The organism is Aequorivita nionensis (genome assembly GCF_046352995.1).
In the GTDB taxonomy this organism is placed as follows: Bacteria; Bacteroidota; Bacteroidia; order Flavobacteriales; family Flavobacteriaceae; genus Aequorivita; species Aequorivita nionensis.
This window is the reverse complement of sequence record NZ_CP130281.1, coordinates 1,464,344-1,489,741: the sequence shown is the minus strand read 5'-3', so window position 1 is coordinate 1,489,741 and position 25,398 is coordinate 1,464,344. Positions and strand designations below refer to the sequence as shown.

Genomic DNA, 25,398 nt, shown 5'->3' with positions numbered 1-25,398 from the left:
AATGATTGCCGTACCCCACAAAGCTAAACAATATCTACTTGCCGCCACCAAAGTTTTGGTGCTTGCTGTAACTTTCGGGTATATTTTTTATAAACTGAAAAGCAATACCTCACTAAGCTTTAATGGATTTGCAGAAACTATTTTCTCCAAAGGAAGTATTTCAATTTATTTCTTATTGCTATTCCTATTTTTAGCATCCGCCAATTGGTTTTTTGAAATTCTGAAATGGAAAACCTTGGTTTCCGTTTTTGAAGAAATAAGTTTTAAAACTGCGTTAAAACAAAGCTTAGCTTCTCTTACAGTTTCTTTAGCAACACCTAACCGAATTGGCGAATACGGTGCAAAAGCAATTTTTTTTGAAAACAGAAAACGAAAAAAAATACTATTGCTGAATTTCTTTTCCGGCGCTGCACAAATGTTTGTCACAACTTTTTTTGGTGTTTTTGGACTCCTTTATTTATTGCGAAATTTCAACATTCCCTATTCGGTCACGACGCTGTGCTACTTTGGAATTGGAGTTATTTTGTTTCTTGCGATCGGCTATTATTTTAAAGAAAAAGAGTTGTTGTTAAAGGGTTTTTCAATAGCCAAAACAATTCAGTTTTTCCAAAGTATTCCATTTCAAATAAAGTTTAAAGCAGTACTTTTTTCAGTATTTCGTTATGTAATATTTAGCGGAATGTTTTACGGGCTTTTACTATTTTTTGGAGGAAATATTAATTTTTCAGAATCCATTCCGTTGATTTTCGCAATGTATTTTTTGGTTTCAATTCTACCTACACTTTTTATTTTTGATGTGGTGATCCGCGGCGGAGTAGCAGTTTGGCTATTTTCTCTTGTAGGTATTCCGGAACTCCCCATTTTATCTACTGTATTAGCCATGTGGCTTTTAAACTTTGTGATGCCATCACTCTTGGGAAGTTTTTTCGTGCTCACTTATCAACCCACCACCAAATGATCTGGGGCTTTGCAATACTTTTTACATCATATTTTATTTGCATGGTGGCCTTTATTTTGGGTTTTAAAAAAACGAAGGTTTTTTCTTCTGAAAGAATACTCTCTAAAACCCGTTTCAGTGTAATAATTCCTTTCAGAAATGAAGCTGAAAACCTGCCGAGCCTTTTAAAAACAATCGCCAAACTAAACTATCCTTTTGAATTGTTTGAAATCATTTTTGTAAACGATACTTCCGAAGACAATTCCGAAGCAATAATTGCTGCTGCTATTGAGAAAAGCAAGTTTTCAATAAAACTCATTCAAAACAAGCGGGTTTCCAATTCGCCTAAAAAAGACGCCATTCAAGAAGCCATCAAAAATTCAAACTTTGAATGGATTATAACCACGGATGCAGATTGTGAGCTTCCAAAAAACTGGCTTAACGTTTTTGACAGTTACATTCAGCAAAACGATTCCATTATGGTTTGTGGGCCCGTCATTTATAAATCCAACGGAAGTTTTATTGATAATTTTCAAAAATTAGATGGTTTTAGTTTACAGTCCATTACCATCGGTAGCTTTGGATTGAATATACCACTATTGAACAATGGCGCAAATTTGGCATACAGAAAAGATGCTTTTTTAAAGGTTAATGGTTTTTCAGGCAACGACCATATTGCAAGTGGTGATGATATTTTTTTACTGGAAAAGATGAAAAAACATTTTCCAGATAGGGTGCATTTTTTAAAAACTCCTGATGTTATTGTCTCCACTAAACCGCAGCCAAGTTGGAGAAACGTTATAAATCAACGAATCCGTTGGGCTTCTAAAACTTCAAAACAGAAAAACACAACATCTATTCTTTTGGGAATCTTGGTTTTTTTGGTAAACTTTTCGGTTTTGATAATTCCGGCTTTTATGGTTTTCGACTTTGAAAATATACTTTTTTACACTTCTTTGTTTTTCTTCAAAATAATCACGGATTATCTTGTTGTGAGGCAAACTGCGCTATTTTTTGACGAAAAAATTGCGTTTTGGAAATTTCTCTGGCAGCCGTTTGTTTATTCCTTTATAGTTTTGGCAGTAGTGTTAGGAAGCTTTGGCGGAAACTATTCTTGGAAAGGGCGAACCTACGAAAAACAGTGATAAATTGATTTAATTTTTTACCTTAGCCATACTTTAAACACGCCCTTATGAAATCGTTTTTCCCCATTTTAGTTTTGTTTTTTTTACTTTCCGCAGGAACACTGCAAGCACAACAACAATATACCGTTGATGGCCAAACTTATACTTTGAATACCGAAGTTGAAGGCACGTTGACTTTGCTCTGGAATACTGTTAACGGGGAATATCGCTACTTTTCAAAGAAAGGCAATGATATTGTTGAACTGAAAAACACAAAGCAAGACGGCGATTACCAAGAGGAATACAAAAAAACGTTGCAACAACAAACTAGTGATGCTACTGTTTCAACTGAAAAGGTAAAATTGACATTGCCCAGTCTGCACAACTTTTTTGTGGAATACAATAAAAAGAAGGACCCCAGTTTTAACAAAACCGAAAAATCCATTGATCTACAATTTCGGCTTGGAGCTTTTGCAGGTGTGAGCAACAGTGTTTATACCGCAAATCCAACAAACGCACTCCAAGCACTTGCAGGAATTGATTTCGAATTGATTGATGTTGTGAAACTAAAAAGACATGCTATGGTATTCCGTTTCAAACAGACTTTTGAAAGCAGCGAATACAAATATTCTGCTTCCCAATTATCCTTGAATTACCGATTTAAATTTATTAAAACACCAAAGTTTGATGCATTTATAAATACAAAATTTGCAGCATTGACCTTTTCAAGCAGAGAATATACCGTCATTCCATTTGGCGGATCGGCTATCGTGAATAAAGAATCCGGCAGCGATTTTAGCGCCCCAATTACATTTGGTCTTGGTGCTGATTATAAAGTGGGCAATGGCTATATCACCTTTAACTACAACGACATTGTTGGTTTAAGTGTAGATAATAATGGGGAGTTTCCGGTCGATTTTACACTAGGTTATAAATTCAACCTGTAATCAATTTGTTTTAATTATAACTGGTAAGGTGAATTGTGTTTTCACAGGAATTCCACGTTTATAGGCTGGAGCTACTGGTTTTAATGAATCAATGCTTTGCAAAAGCCACATCTCCAAATCTGGAAATTCTTTTTGTAAAACCGTATCCATTTTTATTTCAAGAATCGAGAGTTGGCCGCTACTGCTTACTTCAAAGTTCACTTTTACGGTGTCGTAAACATCACGTGTTGCAATCATCCCTTCATGGCTGATGGATTTATAAAGATGCGAGCTGATGGTGTTTATGAAGCATTCCTTCTGTTCCGGTTTTTCCAAGGTATTTTCACAGTTTGAAAAGGATGGGTAACTGTCCACATCTTTCCAGTCTATAGCTTCCATTTCTTTTTTATAGACATTTTCCGAAGAAACTTTTTCGGTCTCAAAAAACTGGCAGGAAGTTACCAGTAACAAAAGAAAAATTAAAAGAAAACTTTTTGTCATTTCGCAATAAATTCTACTTGGAAAAGTACAAATTTACTGAAAGTTAATTCTTTGAAAAATGAAGTTCTTTTTTTAAATCGCTTATACGTTGTTTTGTCAAATCTTGCATATGTCCATTTTCAGAATATTGGCTTAAATAATTTTCATAATAACGTAACACTACTTTTTTATCTGCAAAATAATTATCTGCTGCAACAGCAAGGTTGTAAAGCGCCATTTCATTATTTGAATTATTGGCCAATGCATTTTTTAAAGCTTCCATTTCACTTTTATAATTCCCTTGTCGTTTATAGATTTTCGCCAATTCCATATAACTTTCTGACAACGGAATTTCTTGAAGTGCGATAGCTATATCCATATGCCGTTCTGCATTTTTATAATCTTTTAAACTTTTGTACACCTCAGCTACCGCAAGATGCCATTTGGGGTTTTTGTCATCAAAATCTTTAAGCAATATTTGATATTGGTCTAATGCCTTTTCAAATTGATTGGTATAGGAATAACAAGAAGCTAAATTTTCATGTATTTGAATGTTGCTCTCTCCAAAACCGATAAGTTTGTTATAGGTAGCAATAGCATCGTGGCAATCTTTGGCGTAAAACTGTTTCAGAGCAAGTAAAATTTGAAACCGGACACTGGTACTATCTACAGACAATCCTTTATTTACATATGGTTCCGCTTCCTTGAATTTTCGGTTTTCAATATAATTACGCGCAATTTTGTAGGCCGAATTAATATGGTTAGTGTCTAAAAGATATGTTCTTTTATATATTTCAACTGCCGTAGAATCATTTTGAGCTTCTTTTATTAGAGCTCTTTGATAGATAAAATCGGGATCGTTAGGAAACTGCAACGCCAATTTTTCAAAAATACTATCGGCCTTTTGATATATTGAAGATTGTGCCAACAATTTTGCAAAATTGAATGCTATTTGAATATTTCCATTTCCTTCAGAATTTGCTTTTTCATAATAATGAAGAGCTTGCGGAACATTCCCCAATCCTTCATATACTTTTGCTCTCTTAAAAAGACTGTCCGCTTTTTGAGAAATATTTAAAGCCGAAGCGGTTTGAGCTTCGGCTTTAAAAAATAGGAAAATTAAAATGGATATTATGTATGGTTTCATTTCACTTCAAAAATAATCGGCAAAGAATAGAGCACGCCCACTTTCTCTCCTTTCTGCTCTCCAGGCTGCATCTGTGGGAGTTTTTGCACAACACGTATAGCTTCGGCCTCAAGTTCTGGATTTTGAGCACGCGCACGAACATCTACTGCTTTTCCCGTTTTGTCAATTTTAAATTGGACGGCGATGCGTTGTTGTCCAGAAAGATTCAATTCATCAGCTAATTTAATATTGAAATTGGCATTGACAAAATTTGCAATATTCTGCGACATACAGAGTTTCATAGCTTCGTTATCGCCTGAGCAACCAGGATATGTTGGCACCTTTTCAATAACCGCAAAAGGAACGTCCGCTTCATCCTGGCCTTTGGTTTCGTCTAAATATTCTTGCACGGAAGTATATACTTTCTCTCCAGGTTGCGCTTCCGTTGTAAGAAATTTTAGTGCTTTTTCTTCTTCGGGAGTCATTTCACCTTTTTTCATAATGGCTTCCGCCAGTTCGTTAATTTTGTTCATTACTTCGGAATCTGACTGTTGAACAGTTTGGGTTTCCTCGGCTTTTTGTTCATTACTGCAAGCAGTGTATAGTAACATTGTGCAAATTGCCGGTAATAGCAGTAAATATTTTAACTGCGCAGTTCTTCGTGATTTTGATTTTTGTAACATAATGATTCGTTTTTTGATTAATGATTGATTGAAAAATGTATTGATGAATGATATTTTTTCTGTTTGGAACACTTCGGAAAGTAGGTCTTGGTAGTATTGTTTTTTATCTTTTTCTGCAGTTACCTTTTCATCTGCAATAAACTCGTGCAAGGTTGTTATTCTGTTTTGAAACAGATAGACCATTGGATTGAACCAAAAGACGATGCGGAGTATTTCAAAGAAAAGCAGGTCTGCCGAATGTTTTTGTTCAATATGTATTTTTTCGTGGGCAACAATGTTTATCTTATTTTTTTCGGAAATGTTTTCGCCTAAAAATATGGTGTTGAAAAAGGAAAAGGCAGTATTGGTTTTGGGAAGAATTTTAAGTTTGAATCCATCAGAATATTCTGTGGTTCCAGATAAATATAGTTTTGCTATTTTGTAAAATTTAAAGAAGAAAAATAGAGCGCTGAACCCAACTCCCAAAAACCAAAAATCCAACAAGCTTGGAAGCCAAAACGTAGTTCCACTTGAAATTAATTCGGGAGAATTGCTGCCAATAACAACTGCTGGTAGCTGAATTATATATTCCTGAGGAATGTTTTGCTTAATAAAATCTATACTTACAAATGGTAAGATACACCCTAAAAATGGGGTTAATAATAGATAGATTCTATTTAAACCGAAAAACGTTTCCTTTTTCAGAAAGAAGTCATATACTACCAAAAACAGTATTTGAAAAACGAGTATTTGAAATAGTGTGTGTATCATTCCTCCTTTTTTTCAGAATTAATTTCTTTCATAATAACCTCCATTTCCTGAATACTGATATCGTTTTTCTTCATAAAAAAGGAAACCATACTTTTGAAGGAACCTTGAAAATATCCGTCCATCAATTTGTTTAGAGATTGATTGCTATATTCCGTTTTCTTCACTTTTGGGAAATAGACATGACCGCGACCTTCTTTTCTATAATCCACAAAATCCTTGCTTTCAAGTATCCGAACAATGGTTGAAACCGTGTTGTACGCAGGTTTTGGCTCTGCCAGTTTCTCTATGATTGAAGCAACGTTTGCTTCCTTTAAATCCCAAAGGATTTGCATAATGTCTTCTTCCGCTTTTGTTAGTTGTTTCATTGTTGGATTGTTGGATTGTTGGATTGTTCAAATATAACTAAAAAATTAGTTTAAACTAATTTTTTAGTTGTTAAAATTTTGGTTCAATGAAAAAACCTGCCAGATTTTTGAATTCTGACAGGTTTAAAATATTTTTAAATATTGAACTTTTAAACTTTGAATATTACACCCAAACCGTTTTTTCTTTAATGGTACTCTTGCGTATTCCCTCGGGCAAATCGCCGTCGTATTTTCCCATATAGAAAAAACCTAAGCATTGTTCCCCTTCTTCCATTTGAATGAATTTGTCCATATACTTTACAATGCCCGGAGAAGCCCAATAAGCGCCAATACGCATCTCATGGGCAGAGAGCCACATATTTTGGACAGCCATAGACGTAGCGGCAATTTCTTCCCATTCGGGCAGGCTTTGCTTAGGGTCACGCTGCATACAAATTGCTATTACACAGCCTGATTTTACGGGGTTGTCCATAAACTTATCATATGTGAATTCTGAAAAATTGTCAGTAGTTTGTTTGTAGGTTTCCGCCATAAACTTTCCGAGAGCAACTTGTGAGGTTCCGTGAAAAACCTTAAAGCGCCAAGGTTCTGTGCGTTTGTGGGTAGGTGCCCAATTTGCGCTTTCAAGTATGGTTAAAATTTCTTCTTTGGTGATTGCTTGTCCGTTATATTGTGCAGGAAAAACCGCGCGGCGGTTCTTTATGGTTTCTGATATCATTTCTTTTATTTGGGACGTGAAGATAGTAAAAGCGTTTTTGAAAAAAAATAATTTTAATTGAATGTGGGAACTTTAAAAATAATATTTTGCTGTGCCAAAACATTAACTACCATTTTTAGATCTCCATTATTCGGCGGTTGTGATATTTCATTAGAAAGTAGCTTTTCAACATCCGTTTTCATAGCATCGCTATGGTATTCTAGCAACAATTCGTATTCGCCTAACTTAATTAAACAATCCTTTTCTCCAAATTCTATAGAAGTTTGTGGGTTTAATATTAGCTGCATATTCTTTTTAGGGTAGCTTTTCTGTAAAACTTTGTAAAGCGCTTCTAATACTCTATCTTCCGTTACAGAAGTCAAACAAATTCTGTGGGCACAATTTAAAATTACCTCATAATTGCATTTAAGGTTGCAAACGCCTTTCTTGCCCCAAATGAGTTCGTTATTTTTTGCAAAACTTCCCCAACTTCCTGGGCCTGTTGGGCCATATATTCCAACAGTTGGAACGTTGAAAGCTCCTGCAACGTGGGTTATTCCCGCATCATTTCCAATATGAAATAGTGCTCCTGCCATTGCTTCTCCTACTTCTTCCATTCCACCGGTGATGAATTTTACATGGGGCATTGGTTTTGTAAAATATTTTGCAATATCTGGATCTTCCGGACCCATTATAATCTTACAATCTAAATGTGGAAAAATTTTCGCCAACCTTTCAATTAAGGCGGCATACTTTTCAGTTGGCCAAATTTTCAATAAAAAACCTGCTCCATGATGCACTACAAAATAGGGCTTAGACACATTTTTATCACTTTCAAAATATGGGTAAACTTCCAAATGATTATCTATATCTATATGCAATTTTGATACGGTGTCTATATAATGCTGAATGGCGTGTTGCTTTACTTTTTTATGGGTTGGGTATTTTAGTGCGTGCGGCAAATCATAGCCTCTGAAAGCAGGATAATTACCCAATTCATATATATTATTATAACTGGATTCGTTTTCCTTAACATCAGGTTCACTGACGACTTTAACCCCTTTTAAATGTTTTTCGAAAAACCCAACAAGCCTTGGTGAAACTGCAAAATGAAGTTCTTCCGAAACTTCAGCCAATTTATAAATTGCAGGGATGGCAAAGAAAATATCGCCCAATCCACCATAGCTTTTATAGACTAAAACTTTTTTGAGTTTTGGATTTTTGTTTACTTCTGAATTGTTCAATATTTCAGAAATTGCATTCCAAAAATTCTCAGGAGCTTGTAGCATTTCAGCTTTTGCTTTTTCAAAATTATCAGGGAAAAAATCAAAAGAAAAAGTTCCTATTCTATCATTTGAAAGAATTTCGCATCCTGAAAGGAATGCTTCTGCGGCAAGCCTTCCTGAGGGCTCAGGCCACACTGGTTTGCAAATAAACTGTTTTGTTTTTCCGAGAATCTCAAGCACTTCCGCGTTTGGAACGGGTTCGTGAAAAGTTATATTCTTTGGCATTTCGCGGCGCAATCTATTTTTTCCAAAAACATTAAAATTTAACCCTGGATTTTCTTCGGCGAATGTAACGTATTCATGGCCTCCTTTCAGGAAATTCAAATCTCCAAAAAATGGTATATTATTTTCATCTTTTTTTTCAGAAGGTTTTAATTTATTCACATCAACTGTCGGCGGCATTATTAGATGATTTGCAACTGCCTCTCCATAAAAATCAAAATGCGATTGGCAATGTTTTGGTGATTGAAAAACATTTAAGGCAGCGTTGGAAAACAACTTTCGGAAAATGTGAAATTTATCTGGATTACAGCAACTGCGGACGTTATGATCTACCGTACATAAAATATTTCGACGCACACAGAAATTATAGTCATATTCCACTTTAATATATTGTACCTGCTGAAAAAGGATGTATTCAATTAAATCCAGCTCAAAATGACATCGGGAAGTACTGTTTAAAACTATTAAATCTGATTTTGAAATTTTGGCTTTTACTTCTTCAAAATTTTTAAGAAAATCTACAGAAATGGAATGTTTTTTATTTTCACCAATCGCAATCAATTCCTTTATAGTAAGTTCCGCACCACGTGGTGTTTCCAAAAATGTATCATGAAGAAATAGAATTTTTTTCAAAATAAAGAAAGGGGTTAAATAGGATTGGACATTTCTGTTAGAGATTCAAAGAAATGTCCAATCAATTTAAAAAAATACTAACAAACAGACTATGCTTTTTCTAAAATTAAAATGTCGGTTCCACTACCGCCACCGCTTATATCGCGTAGTTCGATTCTTGTTGGCAATACGCTTATAATGTCCCAATCGTCATTAAACTCATCAAACGGTGAACCATTAAAATCTAGTGTTAGCTCATTTCCCAAACCATTTACAGACCAGCTGCCATTGTTTGTATTGCTTCCGTTTGTCGCTACGACCCCATTGTTAATTTTAAAATCAACGGTATAGCCATTGTAATCTGAAGTTTCGTCAACACCACTGTCTATGTAGCTTGCAACCTTCCAGTTTGTAGCAATTAAAATATCGCGAATTACTTGGGCATCGCCATAATAGCCATCATCATAATAACCGTCGTCATAATATCCGTCATCATAGTAGCCGTCGTCATAATATCCATCGTCGTAGTAGCCATCATCATAATATCCATCATCGTAATAACCATTGTCATAATAACCATCATCAAAGAAAGCATCAGAGTCGTCTGAAGTGCAAGAAGAAATTATTGCGCCTGTGATGGAAATTGTAGAAACCGCAAGCAGTGCTTGCCCTGATTTTTTTATAAAATGCCTTCGTTCCATAATATTTTCTCTTAGTGGTTGTTATAAATTTAGCAAAAAATAAATAAATATTTATATGCTGCATTTATATGATTAACATTTAACTTAGAAAATACCCTACCCTAATTTTACAAAAATTAGCAAATAACAAAAAAAGCCTCTCCAATTATTTGGAAAAGCTTTTATGGGTACTGAATTCAAAATAATTACTATTCATTCAGAACATACAAATAGTATCAGCACGTTTTAAAACTGAATTTTCAAGTTGTAACCGAAAGATTTCTCGATCTTTTGGGTGTTCAATTTTAAGAAGCTGTTGTGTGTTTTTCCAGACATCTTCCCGCCAACTTGTGATGAGTTTTGATATTAGATATTCATCCATTCGTCCCAACAAACTGTCAACCCATTCAAGTTTAGGATTTAATGGCTCTAGTATTTCATCTTGCACACGATCTATAGTGCTTGCTATTACATAATTTACATGATGGTGGTCCTCATAACGATGTTTTTTCTGAATTTCAGTAAGTGTATTCCACTCAGGTTCCAATAGATCATATAAGGCTAGCACTAGGTCATAATTTATGTGTGCATTAACTCCCAGTATTAAGAACTGCAGCTCACTTAAATCATTATCGCATGTAGCTTTATGTGCCCTTTCCCATACTTTAGGGGTTAAGTCTCCACAATCATAACACGTTAAGCCTTCAAAATAATAATCTGCAAAGTGTCTAAGTAATTTATCTACCCAAACCGGATCGTGAAATTCTTTGTTATTAATTGCTGAAACCATATTAGTACTCATTAAATGATAACAGCTTAAAAATACGTATCGGGAATCCTTGGCAGATTTCCAATCCGACACATATTGGCCCATTTTGATTAATATAGGATCTGATGATTGCATATTATTTAGAACTTATAAAATAATCCTAAGTTAAAAAAATTACGTCTTTTAATGAAAATTAATTACAATATACAAACTCAAGGATTATTCGTCTTTAATGTTGTCTTTCAAATATCGCTGATATAAACTAATCAGAAATAATTAATTCAAAAGTTCCATTTGTAACAGAAATAACATCCTGTTGATTACTTATATTAACTGCGGAAAAATTAAAAGTCCCCTTGATTTTGGTTCCATCATAACTAGTCACAATGATTTCTCCCCCATTATCAGTTCGTAACGTATGAAGTTACCTGTCTATTTCCCCCAGGCACATAATCATAATAGGCAGAGGTTCCATCTGGAATCTCAATATCGTATGTTCCTGGTCCGTTAATATCTATAAGTATTATATCTACGCTGTGGGCATTGTCAGAAGATTCTACACTTAAGAATTTTGCATCTATACCATTAGCGTCCCCAAGGTATGCGCTGGTGTAAGATGAAAAATCCACTGATTGGCAATTGACAGAAGCTACAAAGGTGCCATTATCATTATTTTGAGACGTTTCTTCATCTTTACAGGAATTAAGCAGTGCTGCACTAAAAAAAACAAGTGTATAATATATTTTTTATAAAATAAAGCATTGGTTAGTTGTTAAAAAATTGAAGATATGATACGTATTTTTCAAACATACTAAATGATTAACCCACAAAACAACCAATAAATTTATATAAACAGAACTATTGTTAGACTAATTTAATATTAATCTGCGTATAAGAAATAATTGTATTATACCTATAGCGACACATTTTGGTGAGAATTTAAAATGAACTAAAGGTGGAGAGACACTTATTTTAGGGATAAAACAAAAAAAGCCCATCCATATGGATAAGCTTCTCATCGGTCTATTTCTAAACCACAAGCCACATCTAAGTGACTCAACACAACATCTTGTTGCGGTCTGGACGAGTTTAACCTATACTACCCTACCTGTCTTTAAAACAGATAATTAGAAGGGCCTATTTATTCTGGTGTTCCCTTAAATACTCCTTTTTAATCAAAAAATTGATGATAATGAGAAATCCTCAAAATTATATTTTCGCTATTATTTCTTAGAATTTCAAATGCTAAATCTCCTACTTTACTAAAAGCTGTTTTAAATCTATCAAAAGGATCAATTTGTAATTTTTCCTTTTCTGGTAGATAATAATTTAACTCATTAAACAAATCATCAAAGCAGTTATAACTAAACATAAAATCTATTCTTGACAATATATCTACATTATAATAAAGCAATGGATTTAATGAAAATTGAAAGCCTAAGAAACTATTTACCTCTTGACCTATATACTCATATATATCATACTCGTAATCTCCAATTAATTTAATATCAAAACCATTTAGTTTAAACTCCAGTTCTTCATACTGTTCACCTATTTGGAATGGAAATATTTTGGTATACATTTTTTTTGAGTGAGCCTGTTTTGAATTACTTTAACAGATATATTCCATAAGCAATTAACCCAAAGGCTATAAAGTATGGCTGAAAATTATCTTTGGGAGCATTGGCATTAAATAACAAACCAAATAAAGCCCCAATAATTAATATTACACCCAACATCTTTCTTAGTATCTTTTTTGTCTTTGTAAATTCTTCAAAATTGCTTTTTTTCCTACTTAAAATTATTGGTAACCAAGAAACAAATGGGGTTAGTAAGATACCCAATACAAAGGAAAACCAGAATCCTATCATTCTATATTTACCAATAAAAAATGCCAATAGAAAAGACAAAACTCCAAATAGAATAATATAAATAAGGAAATACTCTTTTGATTTTATATCAGTTAAAATATCCAAGAGTTTAGCATTTTCCTTGTCCTTATCAAAAAATTCAATTTGTTCTTTTGCAATCCAACCTCTTTTACCTTCAAAACAAATAAACCACCATAAATTAGAGCTGCCATCTAAAACAAATAGTTTATCATTTTTATAAATTTTTCCCTGAATTGGTGAAGAGATTGATTTATCAGTATAGAAATATACAGTTGCTTTAGCTTTATATAAAGGAAACTTACTTGAACATTGCCTATCATTATTATTTTGACCTTCTATCCCAAATTCTTTATTTTGAATTTTGCTTTGTAATGATTTATTAGAAATTTCTTCTTCAATGGTTATTGACTCTGCTTTTTGGACAAATTGTTCATCAAAACTTGGATTAAAGGAACTTTGTGTTCCTATTCTTAGAGCATTTCCCCTTTTTGCGTCATCTTCAGCAAGTTTTTTATTTGCTTCTTCTAATGTCCCCATTTTGATAGGAGATTGGGTATTAATGTCATCAAAGTTTACTTCATTTTCTTCTTGACAAATTAAGTTATGACTTAGAAACATTGTCATCAGTATTAAAATAATTATTTGATTTTTCATAATTAAAAAATTGTTATTTAAATCCATCTTCATGATCTTTTTGTTTGTATTCAGAAATATCTTCAAATTGTGAGTACAAGTCCTTTCTTGCCTTATCTAACTTCTCATTTTTTCTTTTCCTTCCTTGTTCTATTAATGAATGAGTGATAAAAAAAATAGCTGTAATTGCATCTATTACTATCCACGTTATTTTAGAAAAATGAAATGGTATTATTGGATTGAAAATTATTGAAGCAAATAGATAAATGATTGAAAGTAATTTTAGATTTTCAACCAATAATGTTTTGTGGTTAAGCATTTCAATCTTGTACTTTTCAATTAATAAGCTCCTATCAGTTAATTGAATAATTGATAAAATACTTGTTACAAAAACCATCACTCTTATCAATATGAAGAAAATATAATCTCTATTTCTTTCAGTATAGCCAAAATATTCCATAACCACAGACCCTAAAAAGAATGCAGTTAATAACCTTAAAACTTGAAAATGTTTAGCTTCTAAAATCATTAATTATCATATATGATAACCAAAAGTAATCAAATATGATAAATTTTGAACTCTATAATGGAGTCCAATTCTGATAAAATCAAAATAGCTAAAACCCTTTTGTGCAAACAAATAGGTGCAACTATTAAGGAAATTCGTAAAGAGAAAAATATTCAACAACTAGACTTAGCTGCTGCTTGTAATTTTGAAAAATTAAATATGGCTTCTCCCATAATTAAACTCAAAATGTTTAATATTATAAATAATAAAATAGCACTTTCCTGTAAAACCCTATTAATTGAAATAAAAAAACCTTTATAAATCTTTCTTTTTTCATATAAATACCTTTCTTTAATTTTTTGGATTTTAATAACAATAAGTTTTAAAAAAAAATATTTTTTAGGAGGTACCCCAATTAAAAATTTTGGGACACCTATAGGCATACCTTTTTTAAGATGATATTGAAGAAAAATAGGCAAAAAGACCCAAAAACAAAAAAAGCCCATCCATATGGATAAGCTTCTCATCGGTCTATTTCTAAACCACAAGCCACCTTTAGGTGACTCAACACAACATCTTGTTGCGGTCTGGACGAGACTCGAACTCGCGACCCCCTGCGTGACAGGCAGGTATTCTAACCAACTGAACTACCAGACCAAGTTTTCAATCTATCCCGAAGCTTCGGGACAAACCCCAACAACAGTTGGGCAAAGTGAAAAATTGTTACCATACATTTTGAGATTGCTCCCTTGCCGTATTAAGCGGTGGCAAATATACCACTCCATTTCATTTTCGCAAACTATTTTTTTAAAAAATAATATTTTTTATCCAAACTTCTGACGCTCCACTAAATAGGTTGTCAAAATTTTGTTGAAACTTTCGTTAATATCAGTCCGGACGTACTTAATCCTGTATTGCGCACAGCGCATTTGAAGCTCCACAAAATAATCCTTCACCGCCTTTTCATATTCTTGCTTTATGTTATCCGCATAAAGATTTATAAATTCACCTGTTTCAACATCAACAAAACGCTTTGGGCGGTTGTTAAAATCGAAATTGATTTCCCTTTTTTTATCGAAAGTATGAAATAGTATTACTTCATGCTTATTGTATTTTAAATGTTGAAGTGCCTCAAAAAGTTTTTCTTCCTCAGCATCGCTTTGAAACATATCGGTGAACAGAAAAACCAAGGAACGCCGCTTTAATTTTTCGGCTATCAAATGAAGATGTTCGTATGTTTTGGTTTGTGTTTTTTCTTTTGAAGAAAGCAAGGCTTCATTCAACTTCTGAAGTAACATTTGATGGTGGCGTTCGCTGCCTTTTTCCGAAGTATAGAATTCATATTCATCACTGTAAACACTCAACCCAACCGCATCACGCTGACGCTTCATCAAATTCATAATTGCCGCCGAAGCCAATACTGAAAACCCAATTTTATTCAATGAATTTATGTTGAACTGTTTCAGTTTTGGATAGTGCATCGAGCTACTGTTGTCCACAATCAAATGGCAACGCAAATTTGTTTCTTCTTCGTAGCGCTTTGTATAAAGCTTGTCCGTTTTAGCAAAAAGCTTCCAGTCTATATGTTTTGTGCTTTCGCCGTTATTGTAAATTTTATGCTCCGCAAATTCGGCAGAAAAACCGTGAAATGGACTTTTATGGAGTCCAGAAATAAAACCCTCAACAACTTGTTTTGCAAGCAGTTCCAGATTTTTAAAACCCGTAATCTCATTTATTTCTTTCTCAATATTCACCTACAAATTTTTCTACTGAATTCGTTTTTTCAAAATATACATATCAGCTAAATCTCCTTCAATCCTATTTCTCTTTACGTCCAACATCCACAATTTATTTTCACCAACATCATACTGAAAAGCACCACTCTCAGTTTTAAGGCGGATCATTTTACCAGCTCGGTCCCAAACAAAGTTTCCGGTCTGTGTAAACTCATTTTCACCCGCAGGTTTGCCGAGATAGGTTTGCGAAAGGATGAAAGTTTTGTCTTTCCTCAAATCCAAAACGGTTTTAATACCGCTGCAATCTGCACAAGGTGTAGTGCCTTCGTAAACTCCTGCCCAATCCAACGAATTTTCGGAGTTGTGGGAGTCCACTTCAGTTATATTTGAATTTACCGTTTCTGGAGTTTCTGGAGCTCCTTCTGTTGAAACCTCATTCTTTTCAACATTCTTGCAACCCACTAAAGTGATAGCGGCAATTCCAAATATTAAGAATACTTTTCTCATATGTTTTATTTGGAAATTTTATCTACAATTCCATATTCAACAGATTCTTCAGCGCCCATCCAATGATCGCGATTGAAATCTTTCATAATCTTTTCAAATTTTTGGCCACAATTTTCAGCTAAAATTCGCGCACTGATTTCCTTTGTTTTCAAAATTTCCTGTGCAGTAATTTCAATATCGCTGGCAACACCTCTTGCGCCACCGCTTGGCTGGTGAATCATTACACGGGCGTGTGGCTGAATAAATCGTTTTCCCTTTTCGCCTGCTGAAAGCAAAATGCTTCCCATGGAGGCTGCCAAGCCGGTACAGATTGTTGAAACGGGACTCTTTATTTCTTTAATGGTATCATAAATTGAAAATCCAGAAGTAACATATCCCCCCGGGCTATTTATGTAGAATTTAATTTCGTCGTGGCTCAATGCATCTAGATACATCAATCTATCCACAACGTGGCGTGCGCTTTTGTCATCAACCATTCCCCAAAGGAAAACCTTGCGTTCCTCTAGTAATTTGCCATCTATTTTATCCTGAATTTTATTTGTTTTTTCCATAGTTTTCGGGCTGTCCCCTCGAGCGCAGTCGAGAGGTTTTTATAAACTTGTTTTTCAAAAAGAGGTCTCGACTGCGCTCGACCTGACATTTTACTAATATAGAAAAAGGCTCAGCAATACGCCAAGCCTTTTTGTTTTAATTTTTCTTTTTCAAATATATTATAAAAGCGAATCGATCGCTTCTGCGTAAACATTTTTAGGAGCAACGCCAACTTGACGGCCCACTACTTCGCCATTTTGGAAAACCAAAACAGTAGGAATGTTACGAACTCCATATTTTGCGGCAAACTCTTGGTTTGCATCTACATCTACTTTTCCTACCACAGCTTTGCCGTCGTATTCTTTACTAATTTCTTCAATGATGGGCCCTACCATTCGGCAAGGTCCGCACCAGGCTGCCCAAAAGTCAACCAATACCGGTTTGTCACTTTTTAAAACCGTTTCTTCAAATGTTGCGTCTGTTATTTCTAATGCCATAATCTTTGTTTTTTAATGATTCACAAAAGTAGTCATATTTTTTACGAAAACTTACGAGGTTAATATATGTTTAGGAAATGTTAGTATTGTTTATTTCTATAATCGGTTGTGGGTTGCGGGTTGTGGGTTATAGATTCTGAGATCTTAGTTCATGGCTTTTGTTCTTGGCTATGGTTTCTGGTTGTAGGTTCAAATGGATAGATCAATTTAGCTTATAACTTAACTGTTCACGCTCCAATTCATCCAACAACTCCTTTGAAATATTGATTTTATGTTTCCTGCTGGGCATTGTTAAATGGATTTTTTCCTCATTTTCATAAACCACAAAAAACAGCTGCTTTTCACCTTTATGGGTTTTTACAAGATTTTTAAGTGAATTGATCTTTTCATCTTTTAAATCGTTTAAAGGAATGGTTAGGGTCAGTTTTTTTCCATGGGTTTCCATCACATCGTGAAGTAATTGAATGCTGTTATACTGAAGTCGCGGTTCACCTTTTTTACCTGTATCACGATTTGTCCAACCTTCTTTCACAAAAACACGTCCATAAATAAAGCTATTCGGAACCAAGAAATGGCGCCATTTTAAATATTCCTCTCCAAAAATTTTGAAGTCATAACTATCTTCATAATCTTCAACAGTGAAAATGGCCCAGCCTTTTCCGGCCTTGGATTCTCTATGTTGCACATCACTAACCACTCCGCCAAAACACATTTCCTTATTTATAAAATCCTCCAAATGATTGAAATGCGAAACCTTGCAATTAGTGAAACTTTTCATTTCAATTTTGAAATCGTCCAAAGGATGCCCAGAAATATATACGCCCACCACTTCGCGTTCCTGTTTCAGCTTTTTCATTGTGCCCCATTCCTCACACGGTGGAACTTCGGGTTCGGGAATTTGCACTTCACTGGCATCCCCAAAAAGACTTACTTGTGAAGAATTCTGCGTTTCCTGATATTTTGCGGCATAGCGAAGCACCTTTTCAATAAACATTACACCATCGCCATCATCGTGAAGATATTGCGCACGGTGCGTATCAAAACTGTCGAAACCTCCCGCCAAAGCTAAGTTTTCAAAAGCTTTTTTATTTGCGGAACGAAGATCTATTCGCTTGGCCAAATCAAAAACCGATTTGTACTTTCCGTCTTTTCTGTGTTCAACAATTGTTGCTACGGCACTGCTACCCACACCTTTTACGGCCCCCATCCCAAAACGAACGGCTCCTTCAGCATTTACCGTGAACTTGTGGAAAGATTCATTTACATCTGGGCCCAAAACTTTAAGTCCCATTCGTTTGCATTCGTCCATAAAAAAGGTTACCTGTTTTATGTCGCTCATATTATTGCTCAACACTGCCGCCATATATTCCGCGGGATAATGCGCTTTTAGATAAGCCGTTTGGTAGGCAATCCAAGCATAACAAGTGGAGTGTGATTTGTTGAAAGCGTAACTTGCAAATGCTTCCCAATCCTTCCAGATTTTTTCAAGTTTTTCGGGATCGTGGCCTTTCTCCGAAGCTTGGGCAACAAATTGCGGTTTCATTTTATCGAGCACCGATTTTTGTTTTTTTCCCATCGCCTTTCGCAAAACATCGGCTTCACCTTTGGTAAAACCTGCCAACTTTTGCGACAAAAGCATCACCTGCTCTTGATAGACCGTGATTCCGTAGGTTTCCTTTAAATATTCCTCCATCGCGGGAAGGTCATATTCAATTTCCTCCTCGCCGTGTTTTCTTCGAACGAAACTTGGAATGTATTCCATCGGGCCCGGACGGTACAGCGCATTCATTGCAATTAAATCTGCAAAAACCGTTGGTTTTAATTCCTTCATATATTTCTGCATTCCAGCAGATTCATATTGAAAAATCCCAACAGTTTCCCCTCTTTGGAAAAGCTCGTAGGTTTTTTCATCGTCGAGTGGAAAAAAATCCGGATCGAGGTCTATATTATGTTTATGCTTAACGAGTTTTACCGTATCTTTTATTAGCGTCAACGTTTTTAAACCCAAGAAATCCATCTTCAAAAGACCTGCACTTTCTACAACCGAGTTATCGAATTGCGTAACGTACAAATCAGAATCCTTTGCTGTTGCAACGGGAACAAAATCTGTAATATCACTTGGTGTAATAATCACTCCACAGGCGTGAATTCCAGTATTTCTGACGGAACCTTCAAGAATTTTTGCCTGATTTATGGTTTGTGCTTCAAGATCACTTCCTTCGGCGAGATTTAAAAGTTCGTTCACTTTTGGAAGTTCATCACTTCGGAAACGGCTTCGCAATTCCGCATCGCTCAAACCGAAGATTTTGTTCAGTTTGGTCATATTCGGAATCAATTTCGAAATCCTATCGGCTTCATTCAACGGCAAATCCAAAACTCTTGCTGTATCGCGAATAGAGGATTTTGCGGCCATAGTTCCGTAAGTAATAATCTGCGCCACTTGGTTGCTGCCATATTTATTGATTACGTAATCCATTACCTTGCTTCGGCCCTCGTCATCAAAATCAATGTCGATATCGGGCATACTCACACGGTCCGGATTAAGGAAACGCTCAAAAAGCAGATCGTACTTTATTGGGCAAATATTTGTAATTCCCAAACAGTAGGCCACCGCACTTCCGGCCGCCGAACCACGCCCCGGCCCAACGGAAACGTCCATTTTTCGAGCTTCGGCAATAAAATCCTGAACGATCAAAAAATAACCAGGGTAGCCTGTATTGGCGATTACGTCTAGCTCAAAATCTAAACGTTGTTTTATTTCTTTCACTCTATCGGAAGCGCCTTCCGGAATTTCAGAATTTGTCAGTGCTTCATAAGAAACCTCAATCAATTCTGGATAACGTCTTTTTGCACCTTCGTATGTTAAATATCGCAAATAGGCATTCTCACCACGCTTGCCGCCATCTATGTCTTCAGGTTTCAAAAATTCTTGTGGAATACCAAAGTTTGGAAGCAAAACATCACGATGCAAGGAAAAAGGTTCAATTTTTGAGACTACTTCCTCAATATTCAAAATAGCTTCGGGAAGATCTTTGAACAGCAGCTTCATCTCGTCCTGTCCCTTAAAATAATATTCTTGGTTTGGCAAGCCGTAGCGATAGCCACGACCGCGACCGATTGGCGTTGCTTGCTTTTCACCATCCTTTACGCACAGCAAAATATCGTGGGCGTTTGCGTCTTCTTTCTTAATATAGTAGGTATTGTTGCAGGCTACGATTTTAACGTTGTTGCGCTTCGCCATTTCGACCAAAACATCATTTACACGTTTTTCGTCCTCTTGGTTGTGGCGCATAACTTCCACATAAAGGTCATCGCCAAACATTTCCTTCCACCAAAGCAAGGCTTCCTCGGCTTGGTTTTCGCCTATGTTCAAAATCTTTCCGGGCACTTCCCCATAAAGGCTTCCCGTTAAAACTATGATGTCTTCTTTATATTTTTCAACTATATTTTTATCAATTCGCGGCACGTAATAAAATCCTTCGGTATAAGCAATGGAAGCCATTTTTGCCAAATTGTGATAGCCATTTTTATTTTTGGCGAGCATCACAATTTGGTAGCCGTTGTCTTTATGGTTCTTATTTAAATGGTCCTCGCAAACAAAAAATTCACAACCAACAATTGCTTTTATGGGTTGTGCAAAAATTTCTCCATCATCATTTTTTGGTAAATCTGCAAGCGATTTGTTGTAATTGGAAACCGCCTGCACAAAATGGAACGCGCCCATCATATTACCGGAATCGGTAATTGCCACTGCGGACATATTATTTTCAACAGCCGCGTTTACCAAATCTAAAGTACTAGAAGTGGATTGTAGAATGGAAAACTGTGAGTGGTTGTGAAGGTGCACAAAGGGAGCATCTTCAAGCGTGGCAATATTCTCTTTTATTTCTTCAGAAGAGATTTCCTCGGTTTCCGAAATGGCCTGCATTTGCTTGCGGATTTTCTCCGAAGCTTTTTTAAGATTTATGTGTTCTATCCCTATTAACTCAATAGTTTTAGGGTTTTCTTCGGAAAAGTTTTCGAAGTAATCTGGTTGAACGTCAAGTTCTTCCTTTGTGAAAATCTGACGACGTACCAATTCCAAAAAGCAACGGGTGGTTGCCTCAACATCCGCAGTTGCGTTGTGCGCCTCTGCGAAAGGCTCGCTGAAAAGAAATTCGTGTAGCTCAGTTAATGTTGGCAGCTTGAATTTTCCGCCCCGACCGCCGGGAATTTGGCAAAGTTGAGCGGTAGTTTCGGTACAGGTGTCCAAAACCGGAAGATTTGGTAATGGATTTTCAATTCCTAATCGAAAAAATTCCGCGCCCATAATGTTTACATCAAAACCTACATTTTGACCGACGATGAATTTCGTTTTTAAAAGTGCCTGCTGAAATTTTTTCGCCACTTCTTCCAAGGAAATTCCTTCAGCGGTTGCCAATTCAGTGGAAATTCCGTGAATTTTTTCGGCATCAAAAGGAATGTTGAAACCATCGGGTTGCACCAAATAATCCTGATGCTCAATCAAGTTTCCCATGGCATCGTGCAACTGCCAAGCAATCTGGATACAGCGCGGCCAGTTTTCGCTATCGCTTACGGGAGCATTAAAGCGCTTGGGAAGACCTGTTGTTTCTGTATCGAAGATTAAATACATATTTGAGTTATGAGTTATGAGTTACGAGTTAGGAGTTAGGAGCGACGAACACACTGAACACTGAAACGAGGAGATAAAAATAGAAAAAACCACTGCTTTTGGGAAGTTAAATTATCACGAGTTGTTCACAATAAAAAACCGTCTTTGGAAATGCCCAAAGACGGTTTTATTCTTCTTTTTCAAAATATTAAGCGACTACTGTCTCAAAGTTTTTGGCACTTTGCCACGCAGTGTTAATTGTGTCACGTTGATTGGTCAAAATTTTCTGCGTTGTTGGCGGTAACGTAGTGTCTTTAATCACTTCGTTATATTCTTCAATTGCGGCCTTTTCACCTTTTTGGACTTCTCCTAAAATGGTTTCTTCGTTATTTGAAGAAAAAGCGGTTTCAATATCCATCCACGCTCTGTGCATTGTTCCTGTGGTACTTCCGCCTTTTTCGGGAGTTTCACCGTAGTTTTTGATTTCGGATTTTAATTCGTGGCCAAAATCATATCGCTTTTGTGCCTGTTCGTTAAAGAATTGCTTCAGTTTGGTATTCTCTACTTTTTCCGCAGCTTTTTTATAACCCTTTTCAGCATCATAATTTTTCTCTAACAGTTCGTTTAATTTGTTCGTCATTTTTTCAGTAAACTTCATCATCTTTCGTTTTAAATTATACAGTTGTTTTATTCAACATCGTTCCTCTAAAGACAACTGCTCAACTTCATTCGGATATATCCTAATATACCATGAATAAAGGGGCTCAACGAATTATTAACTTAAGTTTAGTGTAAATTAACGAGGTTTAACTTTTGATGTGGTGTTCTGTAAAAAACGTTATTAATACGCAACATCAAACTGGCCTTCCGTAATTTCAGTTCTGTTTGTAATGAAAGAAAAAGTTCCTTTTATTGTTTTTGCTGTAGTATCATGCTCAAGGATATTTAACAAACCTCCAGCAGTAGTCTCTGGGCCATTAACTCCTTGGTATTTTGCTCCAAAACCTGTTCTTGGCAAAGTGTATTCCCCGGGCTCCACATTTGCGGTAACTGAAATCAAAATAGTAGAATTTGCTGTACTTCCCGAAGTTATAATGGTATTGCCAGTGTTGCGAGAAGTTACGATTATTGGCAAAAACTGATTCCCGTCAACTTTTGCACTAAAAGTCCCGGCATTAGTTGGATCTACAATATCGCCTCCAGAATAAGAAACATTGTATAAAGCTCCTTTTGAAACATATATTGTATCAATACCTGGAAGAAATGCGTTAAAATTGAAAGTTCCCGAAAGAGTTTTGTTAGCTTCATTCACTTCTGAAATAGTTACAACGCCTTCCCCATTAGGCCTTGTGGTGTATATACTCCCACCAATACCTTCATAAATTGCATAATTGGGGAGTCCTTCAGCAATGGTAAAATTTCCTTCGGCCAAGCGCGAAACGTGTAATGTAAGAGATTCCTCATCAGTAAACCCTTGAATTGTAAGGCTGCCATCTTCATTCAAAGCCGCACGTGCATCAGTGGATTTGTAAAAATTATTATCCACATTGGCCTGCAAAGCAACATCATTGGTTTCTATATCTTCACAAGAAATAAGTGATAGAGCGGCAAAAAGAACAAATAGAATATTTTTCATCGGTTAAGTATTATTAAGGGGTTTTGACAAATGTAAAATAAAAACTTTAATTGGTTGAATTTCAAAAAGAAAATATACTATCTTTGCCGTCCTTAATTATAACCGGGGTCGGGAACCCCAAAAATTAATTCAAACATGCCTGTAAAAATCAGACTACAAAGACACGGAAAGAAAGGTAAGCCTTATTTCTGGATTATCGCGGCAGACAGCCGTTCAAAAAGAGATGGTAAATTCCTTGAAAAAATAGGTTTTTACAATCCAACAACAAACCCTGCACAGATTGACCTTGATGTGGACAGCGCTGTAAAATGGCTTCAAAATGGAGCACAACCTACAGATACTGCCCGTGCTATTCTTTCTTACAAAGGAGCATTAATGAAAAATCACCTTGCTGGTGGTGTTCGCAAAGGCGCTTTGACTGAAGAACAAGCTGAAGCAAAATTCAACGAATGGTTGGAGCAAAAATCAGGATCTATCGATCACAAAAAAGCAACTCTTTCTGAAGCTAAGGATAAAGCGAAAGCCGAAAAACTTGCTGCTGAAAAAGCTGTTAGCGAAAAACGTGCTGCTGATGCTGCCGCCGCTGCCGCTCCTGCTGAAGAGGAAGCAACTGAAGAAGTTGAAGCAACTGCTGAAACTGCAACAGAAGAAACTGCTACTGAAGTTGAAGCAACTGAAGAAACCGCTGAGGCTACTGCTGAAGAAGTTAAAGAAGAAGCTCCCGCTGCTGAAGCAACAGAGGACGAAGAAAAAGAAGCATAATATTTATAACGATGCAAAAGGAGAATTGCTTCTACTTAGGCAAAATCGTTAAAAAATACAGCTTCAAGGGAGAACTGCTCATAAAACTTGATACAGACGAACCCGAACTTTTTACTGAAATGGAATCAGTTTTTGTGGAACAACGCAAAAACTTGATTCCATTTTTTATTGAAGAAAGCTCACTGCACAAAAGCGAACTGCTTCGCGTACGTTTTGAAGACGTAAAAAACGAAGAAGAAGCTAATGCTTTAATTGGCGCACATCTTTACCTTCCGTTGGAATTTCTGCCGAAACTCACAGGCAATAAATTTTACTATCACGAAATAATAGGTTTTACAGCGGAAGACGAATCTTTCGGAAAAATTGGTGAAATTACCGGCGTTAACGATACCACATCACAAGCTTTGTTTGAAATAGATAGAGACGGAAAGCAAATTTTGATCCCTATGATTGACCATTTCATCAAAAAAGTGGATCGGGAAAATAAATCTATTCTTTTGAATGTACCCGAAGGATTGATTGAAATGTACCTTTGAAAATGAAATTCAAAATTTCAAGCACCAAATTACAAATAACTTCGAAAATCCAAATTTCAAAATTTTCAATCAACAATCATTAATCGGTAATCGTAAATCTAAAATCTTTTGAAGCCTTTTAAATTCAAGCAATTCACCGTTGAACAAGATCGCTGCGCCATGAAAATTGGCACGGACAGCGTGTTGCTCGGCGCTTGGGTTTCTATTAAAAACAACCCGTTTTCAATTTTGGATATTGGTGCTGGCACGGGAATCATTGCGTTGCAATTGGCGCAACGTTCCAAAGCCGAAATGGTGGACGCCATTGAAATTGATGAAGACGCTTACGAACAATGCGTTGACAATTTTGAAAATTCCCCGTGGGGCGACAGGCTTTTTTGCTACCACGCTTCTTTGGAAGAGTTCGTTGAAGAGATTGAAGAGAAATACGACATCATCATTTCAAACCCGCCATTCTATTCTCCCCCTCTGCCTTCGGCATCTCCCCCGAAAGGGGAGAAAATAATTTCTACTTCTCGAGAATTGGCTCGATTTAACGACGCACTTCCTTTTGATGAATTGATTGAAAGCGCTTCGCAACTACTTTCGGACGAAGGAATTTTTGCAGTTATAATTCCTCGAAAAGAAGAAGAAAATTTTATCAAAATGGCTTCGGAGGTAAATTTGTTTCCTAATAGAATCTGTAGGGTTCGTGGCACTGAAACTTCCGAAGAAAAAAGAAGCATGCTTGAATTTTCTTTTGAAAAGATTTCGCCAAAAATTGAAAATCTTACCATTGAAAATTCACGGCACGATTATACCGAGAATTATCAAAATCTGGTAAAGGATTTTTACTTGAAAATGTAGGTCTTTAAGGTTGTGATTTCTACATTTGTATTCCTTTTAAATACT

General features: G+C 35.8%; 25 protein-coding genes and 1 tRNA gene. 6 read left to right on the top strand and 20 right to left on the bottom strand.

The features are described 5' to 3' along the window. Nucleotide 1: 1 nt before the first annotated feature. The 3 genes from Q2U82_RS06770 to Q2U82_RS06760 are packed head-to-tail and all read left to right on the top strand — an operon-like array spanning nt 2 to nt 3,008. Nucleotides 2-958: a lysylphosphatidylglycerol synthase domain-containing protein gene (locus tag Q2U82_RS06770; protein ID WP_410006927.1), complete on the top strand. Its 957-nt coding sequence runs from the start codon at nt 2-4 to the stop codon at nt 956-958. Next, nucleotides 955-2,082 (top strand): glycosyltransferase family 2 protein, encoded by a 1,128-nt coding sequence (locus Q2U82_RS06765; RefSeq protein ID WP_410006926.1) that lies wholly within the window; start codon nt 955-957, stop codon nt 2,080-2,082. Before Q2U82_RS06770 ends, Q2U82_RS06765 begins: the two co-directional genes overlap by 4 nt. A gap of 47 nt (nt 2,083-2,129) precedes the next feature. Continuing rightward, nucleotides 2,130-3,008, top strand: a complete 879-nt coding sequence (locus tag Q2U82_RS06760; RefSeq protein ID WP_410006925.1) for a hypothetical protein — start codon at nt 2,130-2,132, stop codon at nt 3,006-3,008. Here Q2U82_RS06760 and Q2U82_RS06755 read toward each other — a convergent pair whose 3' ends face one another. From Q2U82_RS06755 to Q2U82_RS06660, 20 genes are all read right to left on the bottom strand, one after another. After that, nucleotides 3,009-3,488, bottom strand: a complete 480-nt coding sequence (locus Q2U82_RS06755) for a hypothetical protein (RefSeq protein WP_410006924.1) — start codon at nt 3,486-3,488, stop codon at nt 3,009-3,011. It abuts the gene before it with no gap. Between the two features lie 43 nt (nt 3,489-3,531). Beyond that, on the bottom strand, nt 3,532-4,614 hold the full coding sequence (locus Q2U82_RS06750; protein WP_410006923.1) for a tetratricopeptide repeat protein: 1,083 nt from the start codon (nt 4,612-4,614) through the stop codon (nt 3,532-3,534). Continuing rightward, a complete protein-coding gene (locus Q2U82_RS06745; RefSeq protein WP_410006922.1) occupies nt 4,611-6,026 on the bottom strand; it encodes a M56 family metallopeptidase in 1,416 nt (471 codons plus the stop codon). The genes Q2U82_RS06750 and Q2U82_RS06745 overlap by 4 nt, the downstream gene beginning before the upstream one ends. Beyond that, nucleotides 6,023-6,391 (bottom strand): BlaI/MecI/CopY family transcriptional regulator, encoded by a 369-nt coding sequence (locus Q2U82_RS06740; protein WP_410006921.1) that lies wholly within the window; start codon nt 6,389-6,391, stop codon nt 6,023-6,025. The genes Q2U82_RS06745 and Q2U82_RS06740 overlap by 4 nt, the downstream gene beginning before the upstream one ends. A 163-nt stretch (nt 6,392-6,554) precedes the next feature. Beyond that, nucleotides 6,555-7,109 carry a nitroreductase gene (locus tag Q2U82_RS06735; RefSeq protein ID WP_410006920.1) on the bottom strand — a complete coding sequence of 185 codons (555 nt, stop codon included), beginning with the start codon at nt 7,107-7,109 and terminating at the stop codon, nt 6,555-6,557. 53 nt (nt 7,110-7,162) lie between these two features. Next, nucleotides 7,163-9,229, bottom strand: a complete 2,067-nt coding sequence (locus Q2U82_RS06730) for a glycosyltransferase family 9 protein (protein ID WP_410006919.1) — start codon at nt 9,227-9,229, stop codon at nt 7,163-7,165. Nucleotides 9,230-9,318: 89 nt separating this feature from the next. Continuing rightward, on the bottom strand, nt 9,319-9,909 hold the full coding sequence (locus Q2U82_RS06725; protein ID WP_410006918.1) for a hypothetical protein: 591 nt from the start codon (nt 9,907-9,909) through the stop codon (nt 9,319-9,321). Between the two features lie 196 nt (nt 9,910-10,105). After that, a complete protein-coding gene (locus Q2U82_RS06720; RefSeq protein ID WP_410006917.1) occupies nt 10,106-10,792 on the bottom strand; it encodes a DUF5995 family protein in 687 nt (228 codons plus the stop codon). Between the two features lie 1,036 nt (nt 10,793-11,828). Then, the gene (locus tag Q2U82_RS06715; RefSeq protein ID WP_410006916.1) at nt 11,829-12,239 is read right to left on the bottom strand and encodes a hypothetical protein; all 411 of its coding nucleotides are present in this window, start codon (nt 12,237-12,239) and stop codon (nt 11,829-11,831) included. Nucleotides 12,240-12,264: 25 nt separating this feature from the next. After that, entirely contained in the window at nt 12,265-13,230 is a 966-nt protein-coding gene (locus tag Q2U82_RS06710) for a hypothetical protein (protein ID WP_410006915.1), read from the bottom strand. Continuing rightward, nucleotides 13,217-13,711 (bottom strand): DUF6804 family protein, encoded by a 495-nt coding sequence (locus tag Q2U82_RS06705; protein WP_410006914.1) that lies wholly within the window; start codon nt 13,709-13,711, stop codon nt 13,217-13,219. The genes Q2U82_RS06710 and Q2U82_RS06705 overlap by 14 nt, the downstream gene beginning before the upstream one ends. A gap of 152 nt (nt 13,712-13,863) precedes the next feature. After that, nucleotides 13,864-14,217 carry a hypothetical protein gene (locus Q2U82_RS06700; protein ID WP_410006913.1) on the bottom strand — a complete coding sequence of 118 codons (354 nt, stop codon included), beginning with the start codon at nt 14,215-14,217 and terminating at the stop codon, nt 13,864-13,866. A 56-nt stretch (nt 14,218-14,273) separates the two neighbouring features. Continuing rightward, nucleotides 14,274-14,347 (bottom strand) — tRNA-Asp (locus Q2U82_RS06695). Nucleotides 14,348-14,514: 167 nt separating this feature from the next. Continuing rightward, nucleotides 14,515-15,444 (bottom strand): DUF58 domain-containing protein, encoded by a 930-nt coding sequence (locus Q2U82_RS06690; protein ID WP_410006912.1) that lies wholly within the window; start codon nt 15,442-15,444, stop codon nt 14,515-14,517. A 12-nt stretch (nt 15,445-15,456) separates the two neighbouring features. Then, nucleotides 15,457-15,933 (bottom strand): copper resistance protein NlpE, encoded by a 477-nt coding sequence (locus Q2U82_RS06685; protein ID WP_410006911.1) that lies wholly within the window; start codon nt 15,931-15,933, stop codon nt 15,457-15,459. A gap of 5 nt (nt 15,934-15,938) precedes the next feature. Further along, complete coding sequence (locus tag Q2U82_RS06680) at nt 15,939-16,484, bottom strand: ClpP family protease (RefSeq protein ID WP_410006910.1); 546 nt, start codon at nt 16,482-16,484, stop codon at nt 15,939-15,941. A 159-nt stretch (nt 16,485-16,643) separates the two neighbouring features. Next, complete coding sequence (gene trxA / locus Q2U82_RS06675) at nt 16,644-16,961, bottom strand: thioredoxin (RefSeq protein WP_068761863.1); 318 nt, start codon at nt 16,959-16,961, stop codon at nt 16,644-16,646. Between the two features lie 202 nt (nt 16,962-17,163). After that, nucleotides 17,164-21,594: a DNA polymerase III subunit alpha gene (gene dnaE, locus Q2U82_RS06670; protein WP_410006909.1), complete on the bottom strand. Its 4,431-nt coding sequence runs from the start codon at nt 21,592-21,594 to the stop codon at nt 17,164-17,166. Between the two features lie 187 nt (nt 21,595-21,781). Next, the gene (locus Q2U82_RS06665) at nt 21,782-22,231 is read right to left on the bottom strand and encodes a ferritin-like domain-containing protein (RefSeq protein WP_410007142.1); all 450 of its coding nucleotides are present in this window, start codon (nt 22,229-22,231) and stop codon (nt 21,782-21,784) included. Between the two features lie 183 nt (nt 22,232-22,414). Next, nucleotides 22,415-23,209 (bottom strand): DUF6252 family protein, encoded by a 795-nt coding sequence (locus Q2U82_RS06660; RefSeq protein ID WP_410006908.1) that lies wholly within the window; start codon nt 23,207-23,209, stop codon nt 22,415-22,417. A gap of 135 nt (nt 23,210-23,344) precedes the next feature. On the opposite strand from Q2U82_RS06660, the gene Q2U82_RS06655 reads away from it, so the two are divergent. The 3 genes from Q2U82_RS06655 (at nt 23,345) to Q2U82_RS06645 (ending at nt 25,353) form a co-directional block, all read left to right on the top strand. Continuing rightward, complete coding sequence (locus Q2U82_RS06655; RefSeq protein ID WP_410006907.1) at nt 23,345-23,971, top strand: 30S ribosomal protein S16; 627 nt, start codon at nt 23,345-23,347, stop codon at nt 23,969-23,971. A gap of 11 nt (nt 23,972-23,982) precedes the next feature. Continuing rightward, the gene (rimM, locus tag Q2U82_RS06650) at nt 23,983-24,507 is read left to right on the top strand and encodes a ribosome maturation factor RimM (protein WP_410006906.1); all 525 of its coding nucleotides are present in this window, start codon (nt 23,983-23,985) and stop codon (nt 24,505-24,507) included. 108 nt (nt 24,508-24,615) lie between these two features. Further along, a complete protein-coding gene (locus Q2U82_RS06645; RefSeq protein WP_410006905.1) occupies nt 24,616-25,353 on the top strand; it encodes a tRNA1(Val) (adenine(37)-N6)-methyltransferase in 738 nt (245 codons plus the stop codon). Nucleotides 25,354-25,398: the final 45 nt, after the last annotated feature.

Coding starts and splice junctions, on each gene's coding strand:
- Q2U82_RS06770 (WP_410006927.1), top strand. CDS start 2: ATGATTGCCGTACCCCACAAAGCTAAACAATATCTACTTGCCGCCACC.
- Q2U82_RS06765 (WP_410006926.1), top strand. CDS start 955: ATGATCTGGGGCTTTGCAATACTTTTTACATCATATTTTATTTGCATG.
- Q2U82_RS06760 (WP_410006925.1), top strand. CDS start 2,130: ATGAAATCGTTTTTCCCCATTTTAGTTTTGTTTTTTTTACTTTCCGCA.
- Q2U82_RS06755 (WP_410006924.1), bottom strand. CDS start 3,488: ATGACAAAAAGTTTTCTTTTAATTTTTCTTTTGTTACTGGTAACTTCC.
- Q2U82_RS06750 (WP_410006923.1), bottom strand. CDS start 4,614: ATGAAACCATACATAATATCCATTTTAATTTTCCTATTTTTTAAAGCC.
- Q2U82_RS06745 (WP_410006922.1), bottom strand. CDS start 6,026: ATGATACACACACTATTTCAAATACTCGTTTTTCAAATACTGTTTTTG.
- Q2U82_RS06740 (WP_410006921.1), bottom strand. CDS start 6,391: ATGAAACAACTAACAAAAGCGGAAGAAGACATTATGCAAATCCTTTGG.
- Q2U82_RS06735 (WP_410006920.1), bottom strand. CDS start 7,109: ATGATATCAGAAACCATAAAGAACCGCCGCGCGGTTTTTCCTGCACAA.
- Q2U82_RS06725 (WP_410006918.1), bottom strand. CDS start 9,909: ATGGAACGAAGGCATTTTATAAAAAAATCAGGGCAAGCACTGCTTGCG.
- Q2U82_RS06720 (WP_410006917.1), bottom strand. CDS start 10,792: ATGCAATCATCAGATCCTATATTAATCAAAATGGGCCAATATGTGTCG.
- Q2U82_RS06715 (WP_410006916.1), bottom strand. CDS start 12,239: ATGTATACCAAAATATTTCCATTCCAAATAGGTGAACAGTATGAAGAA.
- Q2U82_RS06710 (WP_410006915.1), bottom strand. CDS start 13,230: ATGGATTTAAATAACAATTTTTTAATTATGAAAAATCAAATAATTATT.
- Q2U82_RS06705 (WP_410006914.1), bottom strand. CDS start 13,711: ATGATTTTAGAAGCTAAACATTTTCAAGTTTTAAGGTTATTAACTGCA.
- Q2U82_RS06700 (WP_410006913.1), bottom strand. CDS start 14,217: ATGAGAAGCTTATCCATATGGATGGGCTTTTTTTGTTTTTGGGTCTTT.
- Q2U82_RS06685 (WP_410006911.1), bottom strand. CDS start 15,933: ATGAGAAAAGTATTCTTAATATTTGGAATTGCCGCTATCACTTTAGTG.
- Q2U82_RS06680 (WP_410006910.1), bottom strand. CDS start 16,484: ATGGAAAAAACAAATAAAATTCAGGATAAAATAGATGGCAAATTACTA.
- trxA (WP_068761863.1), bottom strand. CDS start 16,961: ATGGCATTAGAAATAACAGACGCAACATTTGAAGAAACGGTTTTAAAA.
- dnaE (WP_410006909.1), bottom strand. CDS start 21,594: ATGTATTTAATCTTCGATACAGAAACAACAGGTCTTCCCAAGCGCTTT.
- Q2U82_RS06665 (WP_410007142.1), bottom strand. CDS start 22,231: ATGAAGTTTACTGAAAAAATGACGAACAAATTAAACGAACTGTTAGAG.
- Q2U82_RS06660 (WP_410006908.1), bottom strand. CDS start 23,209: ATGAAAAATATTCTATTTGTTCTTTTTGCCGCTCTATCACTTATTTCT.
- Q2U82_RS06655 (WP_410006907.1), top strand. CDS start 23,345: ATGCCTGTAAAAATCAGACTACAAAGACACGGAAAGAAAGGTAAGCCT.
- rimM (WP_410006906.1), top strand. CDS start 23,983: ATGCAAAAGGAGAATTGCTTCTACTTAGGCAAAATCGTTAAAAAATAC.